The organism is Hymenobacter taeanensis (assembly GCF_013137895.1).
Classification (GTDB): domain Bacteria; phylum Bacteroidota; class Bacteroidia; order Cytophagales; family Hymenobacteraceae; genus Hymenobacter; species Hymenobacter taeanensis.
In genome coordinates this window covers 1401093-1423421 of record NZ_CP053538.1, presented here as the reverse complement: position 1 = coordinate 1423421, position 22329 = coordinate 1401093, and the positions used below count along the sequence as shown (strand labels likewise).

Sequence of the window (22329 nt, the reverse complement as noted above, 5' to 3'; positions counted from 1 at the left end):
TGGGTTAAAACAGCCCTGCTTTCAGTCCTAGGCCTGTCGTTTCTGGCAAACCGAATATCAGGTTCATGTTCTGCACGGCCTGGCCCGAAGCGCCTTTCACCAGGTTGTCGATAACCGAGGTGATGAGCAGCTGCTTGCCGAATTTCTGCACGTGCAGCAGGCATTTGTTGGTGTTGACTACCTGCTTTAAGTGAATTTCCTTGTCCGATACCGTGGTGAACGGCGCATCGGCGTAGAATTTCTGGTACAGCTCTCGCGCTTCCTCTTGGGTCAAATCCGACGGCGTATAAACGCTGGCGAAGATGCCCCGCGAGAAGTTGCCGCGGTACGGGATGAAGTGCATGGCACTATCCAACTGCGGTTGCAGCTGCGCCAAACTTTCCCCTATTTCGCCGAGGTGCTGATGGGTGAAGGGCTTGTAGATGGACACGTTGTTGGTGCGCCACGAGAAGTGCACCGTCTCCGACAAGCTCTGGCCCGCACCCGTACTGCCGGTAATGGCCGATACGTGCACATCATCCGTCAGCTTGCCGGCCTGCGCCAGCGGCAGCAACGCCAGCTGAATAGCCGTAGCAAAGCAACCGGGGTTGGCAATGCTCTGTGCCTGCTGGATGCGGTTTCGGTTCAGCTCGGGCAACCCGTACACAAACTCCCGGCCTTCAAACTCGGCGTCGGCTTCCAGGCGGAAATCGTTACTGAGGTCGATGATGTGGGTGGTTTCGGGCAGCTCGTGTTTCTCGAGCCACGCCTTGGAGTTACCGTGGCCTAGGCACAGAAATACTACGTCTTCATCACCGTCCAGCTCCGAGGCAAACACCAGGTCCGTTTCACCCACTAGGTCGTCGTGGACCTGGTAGATGGGGTTGCCGGCGTTGGAGGAGCTGACGATGGCACCTAGCTCCGTGTACTCGTGGTGTAGCAGAATGCGGAGCAGCTCACCGGCCGTGTAGCCAGCGCCGCCTACGATGCCAACCTTAATTTTCATCGTTGAACGAGCTATGAATCCGCAGCTGGTTGCTGAAGATTTTGATGAAGCCCTTGGCGTCGCGGCCATCCCAAGCGTCGTTTTCCTCGCCGTAGGTGGCCACTTTGGAGCGCATCATGTCGTACTTCGACTCAACACCCTGCAGCTCGAACTGGTAGGGCTTTAAGGTCACAAACACCTTGCCCGATACCCGCTCCTGCGACGACGTGAGGAAAGCCTCCATATCGCGCATCACGGGGTCGAGGTACTGAGCCTCGTGCAGCAAGGTGCCGTACCAGTTAGCGATGTAGTCCTTGTGCAGCAGCTGCCAGCGGCTGGAGGTATGCTTCTCCAGCAAGTGGTGGGCTTTCAGCAGAATCAGCGGTGCAGGCGCCTCGAAGCCTACGCGGCCTTTGATACCCAGAATCGTGTCGCCCACGTGGGTGTCGCGGCCAATGGCGTAGCGGCCCCCCAGGTCGTTGAGCTCCTGAATCAGCTCCACCGGGTTCATCGACTTGCCAATCAGCGCCACGGGCTCACCTTTGGCGAAGGTGATTTCCACCGTGGTTGGCTCGTTGGCGGTGAGTTGGGTAGGGTATGCTGACTCGGGTAGGGCCTGGTGCGAGGTGAGAGTTTCTACGCCGCCCACGCTGGTGCCCCAAATACCCTTGTTGATGGAGTATTTGGCCTTTTCCCAGCTCATCTCGAAGCCGTGCTGGTTCAGAAATTCAATCTCAGCCTGGCGCGACAGTTTCAGGTCGCGGATGGGCGTGATGATTTCGGTGTTGGGCGCAATAACCGAGAAAGCCACGTCGAAACGCACTTGGTCGTTGCCGGCGCCGGTGCTGCCGTGGGCAATGTAGTCGGCCTTGTGCTCCCGGGCGTACTCCGCCAGGGCCAAGCTCTGGAACATCCGCTCCGCACTGACACTCAATGGGTAAGTGTCGTTTTTGAGGATGTTGCCAAAAATGAGGTAGCGCAGGCAGTCCTGGTAGAAACGCTGGGTCACGTCGATTACTTCATGCTTCGAGGAGCCCAACTCATAGGCGCGCTTCTCGATGGCGGCCAGCTCTTCCTCAGAAAAGCCGCCGGAGTTGACGATGACGGTGTGCACTTCCAGACCCAGCTCGCGGGTCAGATACACAACGCAGAAGGACGTATCCAGGCCGCCGCTGTAGGCTAAAACTACCTTTTTCATTAAATAAAAACTTAGAAATCAGATGGTAGAGCTTAAAAAGCCGGACTCGGAAGATTGAAGTGAGAAAGAGAAAATCCGTCAGAACAGCTCTAAGCTCTAACTTCTCACCTCTTAGTTCTCTACCGCTCCTGGCTAAGAATTTCGATGGTGGCCTGGCTGAATTGGTCGTCGAGCTTGTCGTAAACCATGCCGGTGCACAAGCACATTTTGCGCTCGTTTTCCATCAGAATGCCGTAGTTTTTGCAGCTTGAGCAGCCTTTCCAGAAATCGTCGCTCTGAGTTAGCTCAGGGAAGGTAACCGGGCGGTAGCCCAGCTCATTGTTGATCTTCATCACGGCCGCCGAGGTCGTGATACCAAAGATTTTGGCCGCCGGATATTTCGTGCGCGACAGCTCAAACACCCGGTGCTTGATGGCGCGGCCCAAGCCCTCTTTGCGCAGCTCCGTGTTAACGATGAGGCCCGAGTTGACTACAAATTTGTTGTCCTCAAAGGTTTCGATGTAGCAGAAGCCCGCCAGCTGATCATCAATGAAGGCAATAATGGCGTCGCCCTTATCCATCTTCTTAATCAGATAGTTAGGGTCACGCTTGGCGATGCCGACTCCGCGCGATTTGGCGGATTCGGCGTACCATTGACAGAGGATTTCCACATACTGCGCATCGGCAGCATTGGCGACTCGTAAAAGCATGGTCGGAGCTCAGTTGGTTACCGCTTTGTACGGCAACAGACTCGGAAAGACGATAAGGGAGGAGCTAGAAGTGCAGCCGGGAGATGTGGCTGCGCCGTAACCAGATCAGGTTCTGGTGCCCGGGAAAGAAGCTCAGAATGATGGGGTAGCCGGTTCAGCAGGTCGCTACAGCGGTGTGTGCAGTAAAATCGGCTAGGGGAGGCGCACCAGGGCTTACACTCGTGTCAATTCGTTGTTCGTAGAAACTTTCTTCAGCAGGCCACTTTGGTTGGGGCCCTTTCGTCGGGGAGAGCAGGATGCTTGCTGGCCGACGAACTATTGCATGCCAGCTCTTAAGCTGGCATTGTTCGCACGACCAGGTTGGGTCGTCGCAGAAGCGCAATAGAAGAGAGACGAATCATGAAGACTGCCGTAAGGCGAGGGAGAGGTTTCTGCGGTTTAAAATGAATAGGACCGCTAAATCGTTGCAAAACTAGATGTTTTTTTTCGGAAACTTTGTCGGCCCGCGGGCAAAAATAGTTGCTGCCTAATGCATGCCGTGGGCAGATAATAACCGAATGGAGCATCTGTTTTGGCGCTGCGTGGCACGCTGTGCCGCATTTTACCTCTTCCAAGAACCATGCGAGAAGGCCTGAAAATTTTTAAGATTGGCGGCGGCATCATTGATGATGAAGCTCAGCTAGGCCACTTCCTGCGGGAGCTGGCCCGAATACCCGGCCAAAAAATTCTGGTGCACGGCGGGGGCAAAGGTGCCAGCCAAATGCTGTTAGACCTAGGCATTGAACCCCAGATGGTGCAGGGCCGCCGCATCACCGACGCCCCGACTCTAGATATTGTGACGATGTTTTACGCCGGCAAAACCAACAAGCAGGTAGTGGCGCTGTTGCAAGCGGCTGGTGTGAACGCGCTAGGCCTGTCGGGGGCCGATGGCAACGCCATTAGGGCCGTAAAGCGCCCTGTAAAGGAAATCGACTACGGCTTTGTGGGCGACCTGCCCGAGGGCAGCGTGAATACCGCCCTGCTAGGCCAGCTGCTGCAGGCGGGCATCACGCCCGTGTTTTGCGCCATCACGCACAATGGCCTGGGCCAGTTGCTCAATACCAACGCCGACACCATTGCCAGTACCCTGGCCCGCGCCCTAGCTGCGCAGTATGAGGTGGAGCTGCACTTCTGCTTCGAGAAAGATGGCGTGCTGGCCGATATCAACGACGAAAATTCCGTTATTCCGCAGATAGTGCCGGCTCAGTATCAGCAGCTGAAAGCCAAAGGCGTTATTGCTGCGGGCATGGTGCCCAAGCTTGATAATGCCTTTGCCGCATTGGAGGCCGGCGTGGAGCGCGTGGTAATTGAAAACGCGCTTAAAATCAACGAACCCGTGAAAACTGTGCTATGCCGGAGCTAGTAGAGCGGCTGACGGAGGATGCCATCGAGCTGCTGCAGGAGCTGATTCAGACGTCTTCTCTCTCGCGGGAAGAAGATCAGACCGCAGAGTTGCTCTTTCGGTTTCTGACCTTCCACGGTGCCCACCCGCACAGGGACAAAAACAACGTCTGGGCCGTATCAAAGCACTTTGATGCGGCCAAGCCCACCATCCTGCTTAACTCCCACCACGACACCGTAAAGGCTGGCAACACCTGGACCTACGACCCACTAGGCGCTACCGTGGAAGGCGACAAGCTGATAGGCTTAGGCAGCAACGATGCCGGGGCTTCGGCGGTGAGCCTACTGGCCACGTTTCTGTATTTCCATGAGCGCACCGACCTGGCCTACAACCTGATCTGCGCCATCACGGCCGAGGAGGAAATTTCCGGCGTGAATGGCATCCGGAGTGTGCTACCCCAGCTAGGCCACATAGACCTAGGCATTGTAGGAGAGCCCACCCAAATGGACCTCGCCGTGGCTGAAAAGGGCCTTGTGGTGCTGGATTGCGTAGCCCACGGCCACACCGGCCACGCCGCCCGCGAGGAAGGCGAAAACGCTCTGTACAAAGCTGTGGCGGATATTCGGTGGTTTGAACAGTTCCGTTTCCCGGAAGTGTCGGAGCTGCTGGGCCCGGTAAAAATGACTGTGACCCAAATTCAGGCCGGCTCCCAGCACAACGTCGTGCCCGACCGCTGCACCTTCGTGGTGGATGTGCGCACCAACGAGTGCTACTCTAACCCAGAAGTGGTAGAGCTGGTACGCCAACACATTACCTCCGAGGTGACGCCGCGCTCTACTCATCTTAACTCCTCTCGCATTGACCTAGGCCACCCGCTCGTGCAAAGAGGCCTAGGCCTGGGACGCCGCACGCTTGGCTCCGTCACGCTGTCGGATCAGTCGATGATGCCGTTTACCACCGTCAAGATTGGCCCCGGCGACTCGGCCCGCTCGCACACGCCCGATGAGTATATTCTGCTCAGCGAAATCAGAGCGGGTGTGCGGGGCTATATTGAGTTGCTGGACGGGCTGGTGCTGTAAGTCGGTGCTGTAAAGACCGTCATGCTGAGCGCAGTCGAAGCATCTCTACCGCAGTGCTAATCAACTGGCCTAGAACATCAGCAACGAAGCGGTAGAGATGCTTCGACTGCGCTCAGCATGACGGTCTTATTTGCAAAGCCATCAGCAGCTAGGCCTGTTCCAGCGTGGCAATTTCGATTTTGTGCATCTGCATCATGGCGGCCATTTTGCGCTGGGCGCGGGCTGGGTTGTCGCTCCGTAGCAGTTGGCCCATATTCGCCGGAATTATCTGCCAGGATACGCCAAACGGGTCTTTAAGCCACCCGCACCGGCCTGGTTCACCGCCATTGGCCGTGAGCTTGTTCCAGAGCGCATCAATTTCCGTCTGATCGGCGCAGCTTACGGCCAGCGAAATACCCGTGCTGAACGTGAAATGCGGTCCACCATTCATGGCAATGTACTTTTGCTCCGCTAACTCAAACTCCACTGTCATCACGCTGCCGTTTGGCAGCTTGGTTACGCGAGTGATTTTTGAATCCTTGAAAACGCTGGTGTAGAGCGTTGCCGCTTCTTCGGCCTTATCATTAAACGTCAGGAAGGTGGTGATTTTCTGCATGGCTGATGATAGTTGGCGGGTGAGCTGGGGTAAAGGTAGTGCCCTGCGTTACTCGGCAGCGCGGCCGAAGGCGACAAAAAACGAGCGTTTTGCGACACGGCAGTTTCGCGCCGGTACAAGCTCAATGAGGTAGATAAAACGTAGTACCCATTTCCCGGTCGGGGGCCGGAACCATACACAGTCAACACATGAAAATCTGGGATAAGGGCATTGCCGTCGATAAGAAGATTGAACAGTTTACCGTGGGCCGCGACCGGGAGCTGGATATGTACCTCGCGCAGTTCGACGTGCTGGCTTCCAAGGCCCAAGCCAACATGCTGGCAAAGGCCGGGCTGCTTTCGGAGGAGGAAAACCAGCAGCTCCAGCAAGGTCTCACGGAGCTGGCCGCGCAACTTGAAAATGGTACCTTCACCATCGGGGAAGAGTTCGAGGACGTACACTCCAAAATTGAATACTACCTAACCGAGAAGTTCGGCGACGCGGGCAAGAAGATCCATACGGCTCGCTCCCGCAACGACCAGGTACTCACGGCTATCCAGCTCTTCCTGAAGGACTACACCGAGCGCGCCGCCGCCAAAACGCTGGAGCTGGTGCAAGTGCTCCTGCAGAAAGCCGAGGCGCACCAGGAGGACCTGATGCCCGGCTACACCCACTTCCAGGCGGCCATGCCCAGTTCCTTCGGGCTGTGGTTTTCAGCTTACGCTGAACACCTGCTGTTAGACCTGGCCCTGTTTGAAGCTGCTCACACCGTAGCCGACCAAAATCCGCTGGGTTCCGGGGCCGGCTTCGGCAGCAGCTTCCCCATCGACCGCAAAATGACGACCCAGGAAATGGGCTTCGGCAGTCTGGCCGTAAGCAGCGTGGGCGCCCAAATGCTACGCGGCAAAACCGAGAAGACGGTGGCATTTGCCCTGGCCGGCATGGCCGCCACCCTCGCCAAGATGGCCTACGACCTAGTGATGTATAACGGCCAAGATATGGCGTTTGTGGAGTTGCCCAAGGAGTTTACCACAGGCTCCAGCATCATGCCCCACAAGAAAAACCCCGATGTGTTTGAACTGATCCGGGCGCGCTGCAACGCCCTGCAAGCTCTGCCGAACACGCTCATGCTAGCCACCAGCAACCTGCCCAGCGGCTACCACCGCGACTTCCAGATTTTAAAGGAGCTGCTCTTCGAGCCCATGACCCAGTTCCTCGACATCCTGGACATCGTGCTGTTTGCCTTACCGCAGCTGAAAATCAAGCCCAACCTGCTGAACCAAGAGAAGTACGACGCCGTGTTTACCGTCGAAAACATCAACCAGCTCATCCAAAGCGGTACACCGTTCCGCACCGCCTACAAACAGGTAGGCCTGGCCGTGGAAGATGGCAGCTACGTGCCCCACAAAGAATTCCACACCACGCACCTGGGCAGTGTGCACAACCTAGGCATAGAAGAAATACAGGCGAAGGTGCAGCGGCTGCGGGAGAAGAGTGGGTTGGTGAAAGAGTAAAGCCGGCATGTCATTGCGAGGAGGCACGACGAAGCAATCCTTCTTTAGTCTGCGCGCGAATCGTCGACCTACTTAAAAGCCCTTACTTCCACGGCGGTAGTAAGGGCTTTTCGTGTTTCATCAGATGCATATCCTACAACAAGGAAAGATTGCTTCGTCGTGCCTCCTCGCAATGACGGTGGGGCCTACTTCTTCAGCGGGTCGGCTATTCTCATTGTCAGCCGAACGTCTACTGGCTTTCCGTTTTGGTAGCCTAGTTTGAAGCTTTCGATAGAAGCAAAGGCTGTAGCTAGGGCTGGATCTACTGCTGCTTCTGTTTCTGCTGGGTTGGGCCCTGAGGCTGGGCGACGGGCTTTACCGGTTTGGTCAATTATGAAGCTGATGTAGGCACGCTACCTCTGGCTGCTCCGCGCACGTGGCTGCTGATAAACGCTTGCAAGCCTTCTTTGCCGTCGTTCGAGTACACGGGCATCTTTTCTACATAGAAGTAGACGGGACGCCCATCTAGCTTGTTTTGACCGTTTTGATTAGCTGAAACAGCATTAGGCATGGGCACCGGCGTGGGGCTGCTTTGGGCGTGAGCACCTACACGCGGAAGGAGCAGTCCGCAGAGAACTACACCGGAGAGTTGGCGGAAGTATGAAATAGACATTGGCCAAAAAATAAGCTGTTAAGCGGTGGAGTATAGTAATTTGAGCCATAGATGATATAGCATAAGTGCCTATACATAGGCACGCGAGATTCCTCGCCAAGCTCGAAATAACGGTCTAGTCTAGTGCACACAGGCATACGCTACCGGTTGCGCCCATACTGTTCGTGTGAGCTTACCCAATCGGAGCTGCTGATGGCAGAGCCGAGGCTCAACTCCCCGGCCAGCACCACGCCGGCCACGATTTCAGCGAACTTATTCACGGTGCCGCGGCCCACGCAGCCCAGCATGCGCAGGCACTCATTCTGAGTGGCTAGGCCAGTGCCGCCGCCGTGGGTAGCTACAATGAGGGAAGGAATGGTGATGCTCAGGTACAGGTCACCCTCCTTCGTGACTTCGGAGTACAGTACACCCGCCGAGGATTCTGAGACGTTGGCTACATCCTGGCCGGTGGCGATGAACATGGCCGTGATGCCATTGGCGGAGTGGGCGCCGTTGTTGTTGGCGCCCGAGAGGAAGGCCCCCACATTGCTCACCTGGCCGTGGTAGGCCAGTTGTTCGGGCGTTACGCGCATGCGCTGCTGCAGCACGTCGCGCTTGATGACGGCCTCCGCTACTACGCGCTTGCCGCGGGTGCGCATCACGTTGATTTGCGAGGCTTTTTTGTCGGTGGCGAAGTTCGACTCGAGGTAGAAGTGGCGGATGGGCGCGCCTTTGTAGTGCTCCAGAATCCAGGAGCAGGCGGCAAAGGTGGCGCGGCCCACCATGTTCTGGCCCGCGGCGTCGCCGGTGCTGAAGTTGAAGCGCAGGTAGGCGAACTTGTTGGCCAGGTAGGTGTCGATGTACTGGAGCTTGGCCACGCGGGAGGTGCTTTCAGCCTCGGGGCGGATGCGCTCAATTTCCTCTTCCACCCATTTGCCAAAGTCGCGGGCCCCACGGGCGTCGTCAAACACGAACACCGGGGCCCGCTGCATGGCGTCGCCAATAACGGTGCACTTCACGCCGCCGCAGAGGTTGAGCACCTGGATACCGCGGTTGTAGCTGGCTACCAGCGTGCCCTCGGTGGTAGCCATCGGGATGAGAAAATCGCCCTGGGCGTGCTCGCCGTTTACGTGCAGCGGGCCGGCTAGGCCTACCGGAATCTGGGCCACTCCCATGAAATGCTCGCAGTTGCCTTGCAGGTCGTGGGCATCAAACGAGTAGTTTTTTAGGTGCTTGAACTCCTGGCCCGAAAACTCCTCCGCAAAGCGCTGGCGGGCCTGAATGGCGGCGTCCGAATAGTCGTCTTCCTCAGAACGCGGAATACGAGTGCGGTTTTCGAACTGCAGCGCAATAGCATCTTCCACTTCCACATTTAGCTCGCCAAACGGGTCGACTGAGAACTGCACCTGCACGGTGTGCATGCCTTCCTTTAGGTGTTCCGTAGCCAGATGAAACGTAGCCGACTGGCCTACGGGCAACGTGAAGCCTGCCTTATCGGCGTTGAAGGTGGTAGCCGGCCGCACGTCTCCCTCGCCCAGGTCCAGGGCAATCTGCTCTACGCCAATCCGCTTGCCATCCAGCATCACTGCCTCAACGCGGGTGATACGCACCGTATCGAGGCGGTTCTTGATGCTGAAGGCTACCCCTTCGGGCGTGTTGTGCAGGCTGCCACGGGTGTAGAGCAGCTTGAGCAGCATGGGGCTGGGCGTGAAGAGCATAGAGCGGGAGAGGTTAGGTTGGAGGTGCGGGTAATGTCTGAAACTTCTGGTAAAAAATGAGATGCCACAGCCTTTTACGTCCTAATTCACTCCCAGAGGAATAAAACCGGTACTACCATCTCATAGGGCCGCGCTATCCCGCCACATATGGCTGGTGAAAAGTGGCCAGATAGTAGCTGGACCGCCCGCAGTGCTTCAGCATCGAAATCGGGGTGGAGCCCTTTCACAATCTTGGCACGGTACACGTTGCCATCCGTACCAACCACAAAGGATACGAATACTCTGCCTTCAACATCTACTCGCCCTCCTATGACGGGCCAATGAAGATGTTCTTGAACAAAGAGAGGAAGACTGTCTTTCTTATTGCGCTTCTGATACGCCGGCACGGACTCACAGATTACTATAGGGCCACCAGAGGCAACTGCGTGATAATCTGCCAGCATAATAGCATCTGATAGGCCGTCCTCCTGCTGCGCTTCAGGTTTGGGCTTTACCGTTTTGCTTCGCAATCCAGTCGTATCCACAATACCTGCAGGAGATATTTGAGCGACAGTCAGATGGCTAATAAGGCTCAGAAAAATGCACTTAGTAGAATACGAAGCCTATTCATCTTTTCTGAAAAGTGATGGGCAATGTATACCGGACATCTACGGGCTGGTGGTTTTGCTGTCCTAGAGTAAACTGGCCATCTAGTAGCTGCACCAATCGAAGCGCTTCAGCATCTAGGGCTGGATGAAGTCCCTTTATTACTTCAGCATTGCGTAGATGTCCCTCCTTGTCGATAATGAAGCCCACAAACACTTTGCCTTGAAGCTGCGGCGCTTCGGCTGGTCGCCGCAGCTTCAAGGCAATAGCTTCAATAAGCGTTCTTGGCCTCCTTGGAAAACAGGCATCTGTTCCACACCGCCGAAGGGTTGATTGGCTGAGTGCTCCTGCGGGGCCTCCGGTGGCGTTGTAGCCAACGCCCCTTTCCGTACCTGCGCCAGCGCCTCCTGCCCCGATAGGCCTAGGCCACACACCAGCGCCACTAGAAACCGCCGCAGCTTCTGGCGCAGCAGTGGCCTAGGAGCCAGCTGCTCCGGCCGAAACCGCCCGCAGACGCGGCCATCGGGGGAGCTGTGAAAGGCGGCGGCTAGATCTGCTTGAGAAGAAGTGGTGAAATCGAGTACAACCCGGTCGCACTGGGCGCAATGGTGGCCTAGCGCTACGGGCGTCATCTGCTGCCAGTCTTCGTGGCAGGTATTGAGGCGCACATTCAGGATAGGTAACGGAAGCATAGCGGTAGCGGATAGACCGTGGAAAATACGGGTTTATCAGCTAACGTCGGATACTGGCCTAGGCTATATAACCGCTGCGCTTACTCGAAAAACTCCTGGCCGTTGGCGTCGATGTAGCCGGGCTGGCCGCTGGCGGTGATGACGCGGGCAATGTCACCCAGGAACGGGTCGGCCTGACGGTAGCGGAGCTCAGTGAGGGTATTGCCTTCCTCATCGAGGTAGCCCCATAGGCCTTCGCGCTCCACAGCGGGAAACACTAAGTTGCCGTCTTTCCGGATGGCATCATACACCAAGGGCTGTACTAGCTTGCCTTTGCTATTGATAACGCCCCACTTGTTGCCTTGGCGCACAAACAGCAGCCCATTGTAGTTCTCGCGAATCTCATCGTACTCAGGCGGAACCGTGGCCGAGCCTACGGTGAAACGGAACCCCACTTTCCCATTTTTGCGTACGAGGTCACCATGCTCCAGGGGCTCTATTTCCGGCTCGGGCGGAGCGGGGTCCGTCAGGCGGCGGCCGCTGAGGTTGATATCAAATGTTTCACCGTTGAGTTCTACTGTAGCTCGCTCGCGTTTAAAGGAACTGGCCTGGGTGTACTGGACGGGCGTTATGGGGTTGCCGCCGCCATCAATATACCCATAAAGGGAGCCTTGGCGCACCCAGGCAATTTCTCCCACAAAGGGCCCGGCCTCGTCGTAGCGCACGGGCAGCACCAGGCGGCGCGTATGGTCGGCGTAGCCCCAGCGCGTGCCCTGCCGGAAGGGAACCAGGCGGGAGGGCGCGGTTTGTGCCCCTGCCTGCTCCTGGACCAGCGCCAGCATTCCCAGCAAGAACAAGAAAGCAGCACGATTCATGAGCAAGGAGAGCGAGAGGCAATAGGGTGTTGGAGCGAAGATACAGGTCCGGCTTAAACCTTCCGCCCACTTCTTGGTTAGTTCACCCGTTCTTCACTAGGCAGCACAGATTTTGGTCGTTTGGGTTGGCAGCTTTCAGTGGAAATGCTGGATTTTACCACTAGGCCACCATTGGTGTTGTATCTTTGCCCTCTCTCAACAGGCGCTTATTGAGTTGCCTTTGCTATATGTCATCTCCACTACCGAACTATCCTCGCTTTACGCTCGGCGACAGCTTAACGCCGGAGCAACTGGATTTTTTCAGCGAATACGGCTTCTTACACTTCCGCGCATTTATCTCCCCCGAGACAGTTCAGGATTTATTGCGGGCTTCCGAAGATGTGCAGCACCGCTGGCTGGCTGAGGGCGTGCAGAAGGTAAATGGGGTGCCCATTAAGTACGGCAAGGATGTAGACGGCTCGCCCATTGTGCAGCGGTTTGCCTTTGCCTCGCACCACAGCCCCGTATTGCACGAGTTCCTGCAAGATCCCCGGTTTCAGGCCCTGTTTCCGCTGCTGGAGGCCCCCCACGGCCGCGTAGGCGAAAACGAAAAAGATGGCCTCGTAATCAACCATTACGTGAACGTGCCGGGCAGCGAGTTTTCCCAGATGGGCTGGCACACTGATTCTCTGCGCGACGTATTCTACGGCAAGAAAATCGGGCCTATGCTCAACGTAGGGGTGCACCTGGATGGCACCCCCGCCACCAATGGTGGCCTACGCATTATCCCTGGTACGCACCGGCAGGGCCTGCGCGATATTCTCTTCCGCAAGAAGTACTACAAAGATGTAAGCGCCGACTCCAACGAAGTGGCTGTGGAAACCGAGCCCGGCGACCTGACCGTGCACGACGGGCGCATGTGGCACCGCGTGGCGCAGTCGCCGCTGGTGGGGGAGGTCTCGCGCCGCCGCGTGATGTATGTGCCCATTATTGCCGGCAAATATGAGCCCAAGCACGAGAACAGCCCCACGCCGTTCTACCTCCGTTTCCTTCACTTAGTGAAATAGTGAAGTAGTAATTAAGTGTTCTAGTGAGGTTGATGTACGAATAGCCCAGTTTGCACATGCAGCGCTATTCCAGTCATTATCCCCCATAATCTACTTTATCACTCGGTCACTACATCACCCTCTCACTAGTTCACCGCTTCGCCCTTGAAAACTGCCCTGATAACTGGTGCTTCCCGCGGAATTGGCCGCGCCCTGGCGGCTGAGCTGGCCCGGTGCGGCTACCATCTGCTGCTGGCTGCCCGCTCCGCTGATCAGCTGGAGCAGGTGGCCGCCGAGCTGCGCCAGCGCCACGGCGTAGAGGCCCACATATACGCTGCCGACCTGGCCCAACCTGGGGCTGCCGCCGAGCTGGCCGCCTGGGCCCGGGAGCAGACTACGGAGCTGGCCGTGCTGGTGAACAATGCCGGCTACGGCTTATGGGGGCGCTTTGAGGAGCTGCCGCTGGCTGAGCAGCAGAATATGCTACAGCTCAATATGCTGCTGCCCACAGAGCTGACCCATGCCTTACTGCCCCTGCTTCGGCAGCAGCCGAAGGCCTACATTCTGAACGTAGCCAGCACCGCCGCTTATCAGGCGGTGCCCACCCTCACGCTCTACGCCGCCAGCAAGGCGTTTCTGCTGAGCTTCTCCCGGGGCCTGCGCTACGAGCTGCGCGACACCAACGTGTCAGTAACCTGCCTCAGCCCCGGCTCCACTACCACCGATTTCGCCGACCGGGCCGGGATGAATGCTGAGCTGCAGGAAACCGCCAACAAAGTTTCCATGACGCCCCAGCAGGTAGCGCAAGCCGCAGTAGCCGCCCTCCTGACGGGAGTAGCCGAAATCATTCCGGGCACGCTCAACAAAGTCTCCGCCAAGCTTACCAGCTTCGTACCCAAAGCCCTGACTGAGCGTATTGCCGCCGGCATTTACGAGAAACATCTGAAGTAAAGGAGCCTCTTCCACTGCGCCCCGAGCCGCTGCACCCTGTAGCGGCTCGGGGCGTTTTAGGGCGGCTAGGCCAGTGCTAGGGCGCCTTGGTAATGCGGCCAGCCAGCCAGTAGGCCAGTAGGGTAAACGGCACGGCTCCCAGCACATCATATGCATAGTGAGCGTGCTGGATCAGCACCAGGCTGCCAATTAGCAAAGTGCCGATGGCCAGCATGGACCGTTGCCAACTGGGCGGCACCGCCAGCGTGAGCAGCAGCAAGGTGGCAGTATGGCCTGAAAAAAACAGGTCTTTGGTAATGGGAGTGGGCGCCGCGTAGAAGAAGCGGTCAACCAACGGGTCGTGCAGGAGAATAAGCCCTTGGGGAGGCTCCAGAGGCAGCAGAAACAGCATACAGCACCGCAGCAAATGTAGCAGCAGGTACGCCCACAGTGCCCGCAACAGCCGCAGGGGCCTGGGCGCCAGCGTTGCCACGCCTAGGCCTATACCCAAATAAATGACCGCAAAGGCCGGCCCCGATACATCGTGGGCGGGTAGCCAGGCCAGGAAGGGGTCGGGGAGGAGCCGGCCGGGGCGGGCCTGCACCCAGGCAAAGAAGCGGGGCAGAGCGGTAGCCAGCACCAGCAACAGGCCGAGCACCGTGAGCAGCCGCCCCCGAAACGCAGGCTGCGCCCACGCTTCTCGCCACGATATGGAAGTTAAATGCATCAATAAGAACAGCGCCCCTTAACCCCCGAAAGCAGTGCGGGGCCGGGCGCGGCTGCAAGTTGGTAAAGCTGCCGCCAAAATAGGTGGCACTGGCCTAGGTGTTTTTTTATCGCAAGCTTTTCGTTGCAGTTGGTTTACGGCGTACCTTTTCGGCTACCTGTACTCTGTACTGCCTAGCCTATTGCCCACTGATGAAGTTCTTTTCTGCTGCTACTCTCGCTGTTGCCCTAGGGGTTGCCACTCCTGCACTGGCTCAAAATACTGCTCTCAACGCCCGCATTGCCCAACTGGCGGCGCAGGAAGAAGGTAAAGTCATTGCTTGGCGGCGCGATTTTCACCAACATCCCGAGCTGGGCAATGAGGAAAAACGAACGGCAGGCATTGTGGCGGCTCACCTGAAAAAGCTGGGCCTGGAGGTACAGACGGGTGTGGGCCGCACGGGTGTGGTAGGCGTGCTGCGGGGCGGCAAGCCTGGCCCCGTAGTAGCCCTGCGCGCCGATATGGACGCGCTGCCCGTGACAGAAACTTCCGGCGTACCCTTTGCTTCTACCGTCAAAACCACCTACCTGGGCCAGCCGGTAGGGGTAATGCACGCCTGCGGCCATGATGCACACACCGCCATGCTGATGGGTGCCGCTGAGGTGCTGAGCCAGGTGAAAAAGGACCTGCCGGGCACCGTAAAATTCATCTTCCAGCCCGCTGAAGAAGGCTCCTTGCCCGGCGTAGAGGGCGGGGCCAAGCTGATGATTAAAGAAGGCGTACTCGAAAATCCGAAGGTGCAAGCCGTATTTGGCCTCCACATCAATGCCCAAACGGAGGTAGGCCAGCTGGCTTACCGGCCCGGCGGCGAAATGGCCAGCTCCGACCGGTTCACCATTAAAGTGCTTGGTAAGGGCGCGCACGGGGCCCGGCCCTGGAGCAGCGTCGACCCCGTAGTGACGGCCGCCCAGATCATTGTAGGCCTGCAAACCATCGTCAGCCGCCAGGTAAACCTCACCGATGATGCCGCCGTGGTAACAGTGGGCACCCTGAAGGCGGGGGTGCGCTACAACGTGATTCCGGCCGATGTGGAGCTGAGCGGTACCATCCGGGCATTCAACCCCAAAACGCAGGAACAGGTCTGGGCTGCTATCCGCCGGACTGCTACTAATATTGCGGAAAGCGCCGGCGCCACCGCCGAGGTGAGCATTGAGCCCTATGTGCCCGTTACCTTCAACCACCTGGCTCTCACGGCCCGCATGGTACCCACCCTGCAGGCTGTGGCTGGCGGCCCCGATAACGTGAAGGAAGTAAAGCCCAACACCTGGGCCGAGGATTTCTCCTTGTACCAGGAGAAAGTGCCGGGGCTGTTCGTGTTTGTGGGGGGCATGCCCAAGGGCCAGGACCCTGCCACCGCCGCCGACCACCACACGGCCGGCTTCCGGCTTGATGAGAGCGGTTTCACGCTGGGCGTTAAAACGCTGGCTACGCTGGCCACCGATTATCTGGAAATGAACAAATAAAGGGAGCTAGGCCAGTCTGCGCTTGCCGCCTTTTATTTCTTGGGGCTACTTCCCCACAATGTCTTTTACTTAAGTACCTCTTTTACTTATGAGAGTAACGCATTACGCCCTGCTTGCCCTACTGGTAGGGAGCGGCATTTCTCAAGCCGCCGCTCAAAACACTGCCCTCAACGACCGTATTGCCAAGCTTTCTGCTCAACAGGAAGCCCAGGTAGTGGCCTGGCGGCGTGATATTCATGAGCACCCTGAATTAGGGAACGAAGAAAAACGAACGGCTGCCCTGGTTGCCGCTCAGCTTAAAAAGCTGGGCCTGGAGGTGCAAACCGGCGTGGCCCGTACCGGCGTAGTGGCCGTACTGCGCGGCGGCAAGCCCGGCCCTGTGGTAGCCCTGCGCGCCGACATGGACGCGCTGCCCGTGACGGAAAGCGTGAATATTCCCTTTGCCTCCAAAGCCCGCACCATGTACAATGGGCAGGAAGTGGGCGTGATGCACGCCTGCGGCCACGATACTCATGTGGCCATGCTGCTAGGTGCTGCCGAGGTGCTGAGCCAAGTGAAAAAAGACCTGCCCGGCACCGTGAAATTCATCTTCCAGCCGGCGGAAGAAGGCTCCCTGCCCGGCGTTGAGGGCGGGGCCAAGCTTATGGTGAAGGAAGGCGCCCTCGAAAACCCTAAGGTTGATGCCATCTTCGGCGTTCATATCAATGCGCAAACAGAAGTGGGCACCCTCAAATATCGCCCTGGCGGCGAAATGGCTTCTTCTGATGTATTCAACATCAAGGTAAAGGGCAAATCGGCACACGGGGCGTATCCGTGGCTGGCCGTTGACCCCGTGGTAACGGCTGCCCAGATTATCATGGGCCTGCAAACCATTGTGAGCCGGCAAACCGAGCTGACGCAGGATGCCGCCGTGCTAACGGTTGGGATGGTGCACGGTGGGGTGCGCAACAACATTATCCCGGAGCAGGTGGAGCTAACGGGGACCATCCGGACGCTGGACAAGGACATGCAGCAGAAAATCTGGGCCGCTATTCGGCGCACGGCTACTAACATTGCCGAAAGCGCTGGCGCCACGGCTGAGGTAGAAATTACCAACTACGCCCCCGTAACCTTCAACGACCTGCGCCTCACGGAGCAAATGGCCCCCAGCTTACGCCGCGTAGCCGGACCCGAGAAAGTAGTGGTGCAAAAAGCCGTGACCGGGGCCGAGGACTTTGCCTTTTTCCAGGAGAAGGTGCCGGGCCTGTTTGTGTTCGTGGGGGGCATGCCAAAGGGCAAGAACCCTGCAGAAACGGCCCCTCACCATACGGCTGGCTTCTTCATTGACGAAAGCGGCCTGACGCTGGGCGTGAAAACCCTGGCCACCCTCGCCGCCGACTACTTAAGCGCGGCCAAAAAATAATGCGCTCAGCTTCTGCACTATCAGGTGCCGAGCGCAACTGCGCGTTGGGCCTTACGTCTGATATCCCACCACGGAGCTGCCTTGCGGTTCTGGCTCCGTCAACACCCACTCCAATTGCGCCACCCGGCATCCGCGCAGTTTCATAATACCGTTACCCCCACCATGAACATTGCCCTTGTTACTTGTGAGAGCCTCGCGCAGTACGCTGCCCCCAACGTGGAGGACGAGGATAGCCTGCTCACCCGTTACCTGCGTGAGCAAGGCCACACCGTAGAGCCCCGGGTCTGGACTAACCCCGCCGTGGATTGGTTGCGCTACGATGTAGTGGTAGTGAAATCCCCCTGGGATTACTTTGATCGGGTAGAGGAGTTCTACCAGTGGCTCGACCGCATGGAGACGCTGGGTGTGCGCATGCTCAACCCCGTAGCCACGGTGCGCTGGAATGCCAATAAAAAGTACCTGCTGGAGATGCAGCAGGCCGGCGTGAGTATTGTGCCCACGCACTGGCTGGAGCGCGGCAGCTCAGTCAATATCAATACACTATTTGATATTCTGGGCAGCGACGAGCTGGTGGTGAAGCCGGCCGTGAGCGGAGGGGCCAAAAACACCTTTACGCTCACCAAGCAGGAGTCGGCCGTTCGGCAGCCACAGCTGGCAAGCCTGCTGCAGCACGAAGACTTTCTGGTGCAGCCCTTTCAGCCTGAAATTCAGCAGGAAGGTGAGTGGTCTTTGATTTATTTGGGCGGCCAATACAGCCACTGCGTACTGAAAACTCCCAAGTCCGGCGACTTCCGGGTGCAGCATTACCTGGGCGGCGGTATTGAGCCCCGCGAGGCCCCCACTCACCTGCGCCGTACCGCCGATGCCATAGTGGCTCGCTACGCCGCCGACTGCCTTTACGCCCGCGTAGATGGCGTTGATGCTAACGGCGAGCTGTTACTTATGGAGCTGGAGCTTATTGAGCCGTTCCTCTACCTGGCCTCCTCTGAAGGAGCCCTGGCCCGCTACGAAGCCGGGCTAGCGGTGAATTTGTGAAGTGGCCTAGGGCCCCATTTCATGGTGAGATGAGCAGAACAAGCCACCCGCAGGACAGTGCAACTAATCATTTCTTAGGCCGTTGCCATCTTTAATCCATGCAAAAGCCCTTACTTCCTTGCAGGAGGTAGGGGCTTTTCATATTCACTGTGAAGAAAAAGCTGTCTTCAACACTGGCTTGCTTGGTGCTAATAGCACAGCCTAGGCCACTTCCCAAGGTCACCACTTCCCAAGTTCACCGTCTAGAAGCCGTTCACGGAGAAGCCACCATCCACGCTGATGGTTTGGCCCGTGATGTAGGCGGCGGCGGGCAGGCACAGGAAAGCTACTGCGGCGGCCACTTCCTCCGGCTCACCTACCCGGCCCAGGGGTGTACGGTCTGTTACTTGTTTTAGGTACTCCTCATTCTGGAGCACGGTGCTGGCCAACGGGGTTTTAATGTACCAGGGAGCTACGCAATTCACCCTGATACCTGCCGGGGCCCACTCTGCAGCCAGGTTGCGCGTAAGCTGCACCAGCGCCGCCTTGGTCATGCCATAGATGGAGCCCGTCCGGACGTGTACCAGCCCCGCCACTGACGAGATGTTCACGATGCTGCTCTGGCCCGCGGCCTGCAGCAGCGGGTGCGCCGCCCGGCTCAGCTCCCACGCCGAGTCGAGGTTAGTGGCCAGCAGATGACGGTACTCTTCGGAAGAATACTCAGTGGTGGGCTTGCGAATGTTGGTGCCTACGTTGTTAACCAGAATGTGCAATTGAGGCCAGCGCTTGCTTACCTCAGCTACTAGTGCTTGGCGGTCAGAGGCCTGGCTGAGGTCGGCGGCAAAGGCGTGCGCGTCCAGGCCCTGCTGCTGCCACTCCGCTACTTGAGCTTTAAGCGGGGCTGGCTGGCGAGCTACGGCCAGTACAGTGGCTCCCAGGGCTAATAATTCAGCAGCTATGGCGGCGCCAATGCCTTTAGAGGCACCGGTAACTACTGCCACTTGCCCGCGCAGTGACCAGCGTTTGGAGAGTGATGAGCTTATGGTGTGTTCCATTAAGGAGGGTCTTGAAAATGTATAAAATTATGTTGCTTGTTTCTGGCAAGTATACGGCTATAGCCAACACTTAGGGCTATTAAAAGGTATTCTATCGCAGGAATTGCATTTTGCCATATCATCTGTAGTTGTAGTTATCCATTGCAGAATATCTAGTGAAACGACGTTTGGTAACATACTTTTTGTAGAAAACATATACTAATATTAAAAAATGATTAATTTGGTCGCCTTCTATCACGGTTTGTTTATTCCAAACCCAGAGTAGAAGGAATAGCTTTCCCCTCTTTTCCACAACCCACTTTCTTTTATGACCAACAAATACCCAACGGCAGCGTTGCTGCTGCTAGGCGGCCTGGCTGTATCTACTGCACAGGCGCAGGATTTGTCCCGCGTTCAGAGCAAAGAGCTCAACGACAACGGCACCCCATTTCTAGTCAACTTTAAGACCCAAGCCGGCGCGTACAAGCTTAGCCAGGCTGACCAGGCGCTTAAGGATCAGCTTCAACTGACCTCCGATGACCAGATGCTGCGGGCTAAAACCGACATCGATGAATTAGGCTTTGTGCACGAGAAGTACAATCAGTACTACAAGGGCATTAAGGTAGAGCAGGCTTCGTACACGGTGCACGCTCGCCAAAACGAAGTGGCCAGCATCAGCGGCCAGTTTGAGCGCATCAAGGGCCTGAACACCACACCTTCTCTGAACGCTCAGGCTGCACTGCAGCAGGCAATGGCCTTTGTAGGGGCCCAGAAGTACATGTGGCAGGACGCCCGCGAAGAGGCCGGCCTGAAGATTATGGAGAACAACGCCAATGCTACCTATCAGCCCAAGGGCGAACTGGTAATTGTGCGCAACTCCCGCACTGCCGACCGGGCGTTGGCTGGTAAAGCTACCCTGGCCTGGAAGTTTGATATCTATGCGCAGCAGCCAGTTAGCCGGGCCTACATTTATGTAGATGCGCACACGGGTGAGGTAGTACTGCAGGATAACATCATTAAGCACGCGGCCGCTACAGCCACGTTTGCTACTGCTTATAGCGGCACGCGCTCCCTGGCCAACGGTACCGCTACGGGTGGCTACAACCTGCGGGAGGTAACGCGGGGCTTGGGCATTGAAACCTATAACTGCAAGAAAGGCAGCAGCTACACTGCCGCCACCGACTTCATTGACGCTGACAATAACTGGACGGCAACGGAGTACAACAACGCCAACTTCGATAACGTGGCCGGCGATGCGCACTTTGGCGCGCAGGCCACCTACGATTACTGGAAGCTGGTGCACAACCGCAACTCTTTCGATAACGCGGGCGCCAAAATCAAGAGCTACGTGCACTTCGACGACACCCCCGGCGACGGTGTGGGCTACGAGAATGCCTACTGGAATGGCTCGGTAATGACCTACGGCGACGGCGCTACCACGTTCAAGCCCCTGGCGGCGCTAGACGTGTGCGGCCACGAAATTGGTCACGCCGTGTGCGAAAAGACCGCTAACCTGACTTACCAGAACGAGTCGGGCGCCATGAACGAAGGCTTCTCCGATATCTGGGGCGCTTGCGTAGAAGCCCGCACCGTTGGGGTGTATGGCCTCACGGGCAAATCAACCTGGCTCATTGGCGAGGAAATCAAGAAAAGCGGCGGCGCGCTACGCTCTATGAGCAGCCCCAACACCTACGGCCAGCCCGATACTTACAAAGGCACCTACTGGAAGGCTACTACCACCTCGCCTACCTCGGCTAACGACTACGGTGGAGTACACACCAACTCAGGCGTACTGAACTACTGGTTCTACCTGCTCGCGCAGGGCGGCTCAGGCACCAACGATATTGGCAGCGCTTACTCAGTAACCGGCGTAGGCATTGATGCCGCCGCTAAAATTGCTTACCGCACTGAGAGCGTGTACCTGACGGCTTCCTCTACCTACGCCAATGCTCGTACGGCGGCTATTTCTGCTGCTACCGATTTGTACGGCGCTGGCTCAGCCCAGGTAACGGCTGTTACCAATGCGTGGTACGCCGTGGGCGTTGGGGCTGCTGCGGGTGGCACTACTCCTCCCCCCACTACAGTGACCTACTGCACTTCAAAAGGCACCAGTGTGGCCTACGAGTGGATCGACTACGTGAAGCTGGGCACCATTGCCCGCACCTCCGGTGCTGACGGTGGGTACTACGATGGCACGGCTTCGTCTACGTCAGTAGCTGCCGGCTCCTCACAGACCATTAGCTTCTCGGCCGGCTTCGCCTCTACGGCTTACACCGAGTACTGGAAAGTGTTCATTGACTATAACCAGGACGGTGACTTCATCGATGCTGGCGAAACGGTGGTATCGGGCTCTTCTTCCAGCACGGGCACTCTCACCAGCACGTTCACGGTGCCATCTACGGCTAAGAGCGGCGCTACTCGCATGCGCGTAGTCATGAGCGACGCTTCAGCTACCACCAGCTGCGGCAGCTACAGCTACGGCGAAACCGAAGATTACACCATCAACATCAGCGGTGGTACGCTGGCTCCCGAAACCCTGCCTTCACTGGCCGGTGGCACTACTCTCGGGGCAGAGGTATCCAAGCAGCTGGAAATCTATCCGAACCCAGCCGCCGATGTACTGAACATCTCCCTGCCAAATGGCGCTCAGGTGCAGTCAGTAGTTATCACGGACCTGCGCGGTGCTAAAGCAGCGGGCGTACGCTTCGAGAACGGTCAGCTTAATGTGGCTTCACTGGCTAAAGGCCTATATATGCTCACCGTAAGTGACGGACAGAAGTCGTTCCATCAGCGCTTCATGAAGCAATAGTCAATAG

General features: G+C 57.4%; 21 protein-coding genes. 9 read left to right on the top strand and 12 right to left on the bottom strand.

Translation table 11 applies throughout. The features are described from left to right. Positions 1-4 precede the first annotated feature (4 nt). The 3 genes from argC to HMJ29_RS06095 all read right to left on the bottom strand — a co-directional run bounded on the left by argC (position 5) and on the right by HMJ29_RS06095 (position 2851). Complete coding sequence (gene argC / locus HMJ29_RS06105; protein ID WP_171590641.1) at positions 5-985, bottom strand: N-acetyl-gamma-glutamyl-phosphate reductase; 981 nt, start codon at positions 983-985, stop codon at positions 5-7. After that, positions 975-2162 (bottom strand): argininosuccinate synthase, encoded by a 1188-nt coding sequence (argG, locus tag HMJ29_RS06100; protein WP_171590640.1) that lies wholly within the window; start codon positions 2160-2162, stop codon positions 975-977. Before argG ends, argC begins: the two co-directional genes overlap by 11 nt. A 119-nt stretch (positions 2163-2281) precedes the next feature. Then, complete coding sequence (locus tag HMJ29_RS06095; protein ID WP_171590639.1) at positions 2282-2851, bottom strand: GNAT family N-acetyltransferase; 570 nt, start codon at positions 2849-2851, stop codon at positions 2282-2284. Positions 2852-3470: 619 nt separating this feature from the next. Between HMJ29_RS06095 and argB the strand changes: the two genes are divergently transcribed. Further along, on the top strand, positions 3471-4253 hold the full coding sequence (argB, locus tag HMJ29_RS06090) for an acetylglutamate kinase (protein ID WP_171590638.1): 783 nt from the start codon (positions 3471-3473) through the stop codon (positions 4251-4253). Further along, positions 4241-5311, top strand: a complete 1071-nt coding sequence (locus tag HMJ29_RS06085) for a M20 family metallo-hydrolase (RefSeq protein WP_171590637.1) — start codon at positions 4241-4243, stop codon at positions 5309-5311. Before argB ends, HMJ29_RS06085 begins: the two co-directional genes overlap by 13 nt. A 148-nt stretch (positions 5312-5459) precedes the next feature. On the opposite strand, the gene HMJ29_RS06080 is transcribed toward HMJ29_RS06085, so the two are convergent. Next, positions 5460-5906 carry a VOC family protein gene (locus tag HMJ29_RS06080; RefSeq protein ID WP_171590636.1) on the bottom strand — a complete coding sequence of 149 codons (447 nt, stop codon included), beginning with the start codon at positions 5904-5906 and terminating at the stop codon, positions 5460-5462. A gap of 188 nt (positions 5907-6094) precedes the next feature. Between HMJ29_RS06080 and argH the strand changes: the two genes are divergently transcribed. Beyond that, positions 6095-7399, top strand: a complete 1305-nt coding sequence (gene argH / locus HMJ29_RS06075; protein WP_171590635.1) for an argininosuccinate lyase — start codon at positions 6095-6097, stop codon at positions 7397-7399. 370 nt (positions 7400-7769) lie between these two features. Here argH and HMJ29_RS06070 read toward each other — a convergent pair whose 3' ends face one another. From HMJ29_RS06070 to HMJ29_RS06045, 6 genes are all read right to left on the bottom strand, one after another. Next, positions 7770-8051, bottom strand: coding sequence for a hypothetical protein (locus HMJ29_RS06070; protein ID WP_171590634.1), 282 nt, complete (start codon positions 8049-8051; stop codon positions 7770-7772). A 140-nt stretch (positions 8052-8191) separates the two neighbouring features. Beyond that, a complete protein-coding gene (locus HMJ29_RS06065; RefSeq protein ID WP_171590633.1) occupies positions 8192-9748 on the bottom strand; it encodes a hydroxymethylglutaryl-CoA reductase in 1557 nt (518 codons plus the stop codon). Between the two features lie 86 nt (positions 9749-9834). Further along, a complete protein-coding gene (locus HMJ29_RS20670) occupies positions 9835-10191 on the bottom strand; it encodes an energy transducer TonB (RefSeq protein WP_366671508.1) in 357 nt (118 codons plus the stop codon). Positions 10192-10354: 163 nt separating this feature from the next. Next, positions 10355-10543, bottom strand: a complete 189-nt coding sequence (locus HMJ29_RS20665) for an energy transducer TonB (RefSeq protein WP_366671506.1) — start codon at positions 10541-10543, stop codon at positions 10355-10357. A 47-nt stretch (positions 10544-10590) separates the two neighbouring features. Continuing rightward, positions 10591-11025: a hypothetical protein gene (locus HMJ29_RS06050; RefSeq protein WP_171590630.1), complete on the bottom strand. Its 435-nt coding sequence runs from the start codon at positions 11023-11025 to the stop codon at positions 10591-10593. A gap of 80 nt (positions 11026-11105) precedes the next feature. After that, a complete protein-coding gene (locus HMJ29_RS06045; protein WP_171590629.1) occupies positions 11106-11879 on the bottom strand; it encodes a WG repeat-containing protein in 774 nt (257 codons plus the stop codon). Between the two features lie 227 nt (positions 11880-12106). Here HMJ29_RS06045 and HMJ29_RS06040 point away from each other — a divergent pair, with 227 nt between their 5' ends. After that, positions 12107-12925, top strand: a complete 819-nt coding sequence (locus tag HMJ29_RS06040; protein WP_171590628.1) for a phytanoyl-CoA dioxygenase family protein — start codon at positions 12107-12109, stop codon at positions 12923-12925. Positions 12926-13069: 144 nt separating this feature from the next. Beyond that, entirely contained in the window at positions 13070-13855 is a 786-nt protein-coding gene (locus HMJ29_RS06035) for an SDR family NAD(P)-dependent oxidoreductase (protein WP_171590627.1), read from the top strand. 76 nt (positions 13856-13931) lie between these two features. On the opposite strand, the gene HMJ29_RS06030 is transcribed toward HMJ29_RS06035, so the two are convergent. Then, positions 13932-14561: a phosphatase PAP2-related protein gene (locus HMJ29_RS06030; RefSeq protein WP_171590626.1), complete on the bottom strand. Its 630-nt coding sequence runs from the start codon at positions 14559-14561 to the stop codon at positions 13932-13934. A gap of 191 nt (positions 14562-14752) precedes the next feature. Here HMJ29_RS06030 and HMJ29_RS06025 point away from each other — a divergent pair, with 191 nt between their 5' ends. From HMJ29_RS06025 to HMJ29_RS06015, 3 genes are all read left to right on the top strand, one after another. Beyond that, the gene (locus HMJ29_RS06025) at positions 14753-16063 is read left to right on the top strand and encodes an amidohydrolase (protein WP_171590625.1); all 1311 of its coding nucleotides are present in this window, start codon (positions 14753-14755) and stop codon (positions 16061-16063) included. 88 nt (positions 16064-16151) lie between these two features. Continuing rightward, positions 16152-17465, top strand: coding sequence for an amidohydrolase (locus tag HMJ29_RS06020; RefSeq protein WP_171590624.1), 1314 nt, complete (start codon positions 16152-16154; stop codon positions 17463-17465). A gap of 162 nt (positions 17466-17627) precedes the next feature. Then, positions 17628-18500, top strand: coding sequence for an ATP-grasp domain-containing protein (locus tag HMJ29_RS06015; RefSeq protein ID WP_171590623.1), 873 nt, complete (start codon positions 17628-17630; stop codon positions 18498-18500). Between the two features lie 242 nt (positions 18501-18742). On the opposite strand, the gene HMJ29_RS06010 is transcribed toward HMJ29_RS06015, so the two are convergent. Further along, positions 18743-19534 carry an SDR family oxidoreductase gene (locus HMJ29_RS06010; RefSeq protein ID WP_171590622.1) on the bottom strand — a complete coding sequence of 264 codons (792 nt, stop codon included), beginning with the start codon at positions 19532-19534 and terminating at the stop codon, positions 18743-18745. Between the two features lie 307 nt (positions 19535-19841). On the opposite strand from HMJ29_RS06010, the gene HMJ29_RS06005 reads away from it, so the two are divergent. Further along, entirely contained in the window at positions 19842-22322 is a 2481-nt protein-coding gene (locus tag HMJ29_RS06005) for a M4 family metallopeptidase (RefSeq protein ID WP_171590621.1), read from the top strand. Positions 22323-22329: the final 7 nt, after the last annotated feature.

Coding starts and splice junctions, on each gene's coding strand:
- HMJ29_RS06070 (WP_171590634.1), bottom strand. CDS start 8,051: ATGTCTATTTCATACTTCCGCCAACTCTCCGGTGTAGTTCTCTGCGGA.
- HMJ29_RS06030 (WP_171590626.1), bottom strand. CDS start 14,561: ATGCATTTAACTTCCATATCGTGGCGAGAAGCGTGGGCGCAGCCTGCG.
- HMJ29_RS06065 (WP_171590633.1), bottom strand. CDS start 9,748: ATGCTCTTCACGCCCAGCCCCATGCTGCTCAAGCTGCTCTACACCCGT.
- argH (WP_171590635.1), top strand. CDS start 6,095: ATGAAAATCTGGGATAAGGGCATTGCCGTCGATAAGAAGATTGAACAG.
- HMJ29_RS06025 (WP_171590625.1), top strand. CDS start 14,753: ATGAAGTTCTTTTCTGCTGCTACTCTCGCTGTTGCCCTAGGGGTTGCC.
- HMJ29_RS06050 (WP_171590630.1), bottom strand. CDS start 11,025: ATGCTTCCGTTACCTATCCTGAATGTGCGCCTCAATACCTGCCACGAA.
- HMJ29_RS20670 (WP_366671508.1), bottom strand. CDS start 10,191: ATGCTGGCAGATTATCACGCAGTTGCCTCTGGTGGCCCTATAGTAATC.
- HMJ29_RS06010 (WP_171590622.1), bottom strand. CDS start 19,534: ATGGAACACACCATAAGCTCATCACTCTCCAAACGCTGGTCACTGCGC.
- argG (WP_171590640.1), bottom strand. CDS start 2,162: ATGAAAAAGGTAGTTTTAGCCTACAGCGGCGGCCTGGATACGTCCTTC.
- HMJ29_RS06080 (WP_171590636.1), bottom strand. CDS start 5,906: ATGCAGAAAATCACCACCTTCCTGACGTTTAATGATAAGGCCGAAGAA.
- HMJ29_RS06020 (WP_171590624.1), top strand. CDS start 16,152: ATGAGAGTAACGCATTACGCCCTGCTTGCCCTACTGGTAGGGAGCGGC.
- HMJ29_RS06095 (WP_171590639.1), bottom strand. CDS start 2,851: ATGCTTTTACGAGTCGCCAATGCTGCCGATGCGCAGTATGTGGAAATC.
- argC (WP_171590641.1), bottom strand. CDS start 985: ATGAAAATTAAGGTTGGCATCGTAGGCGGCGCTGGCTACACGGCCGGT.
- HMJ29_RS06015 (WP_171590623.1), top strand. CDS start 17,628: ATGAACATTGCCCTTGTTACTTGTGAGAGCCTCGCGCAGTACGCTGCC.
- argB (WP_171590638.1), top strand. CDS start 3,471: ATGCGAGAAGGCCTGAAAATTTTTAAGATTGGCGGCGGCATCATTGAT.
- HMJ29_RS06085 (WP_171590637.1), top strand. CDS start 4,241: ATGCCGGAGCTAGTAGAGCGGCTGACGGAGGATGCCATCGAGCTGCTG.
- HMJ29_RS06005 (WP_171590621.1), top strand. CDS start 19,842: ATGACCAACAAATACCCAACGGCAGCGTTGCTGCTGCTAGGCGGCCTG.
- HMJ29_RS06040 (WP_171590628.1), top strand. CDS start 12,107: ATGTCATCTCCACTACCGAACTATCCTCGCTTTACGCTCGGCGACAGC.
- HMJ29_RS06045 (WP_171590629.1), bottom strand. CDS start 11,879: ATGAATCGTGCTGCTTTCTTGTTCTTGCTGGGAATGCTGGCGCTGGTC.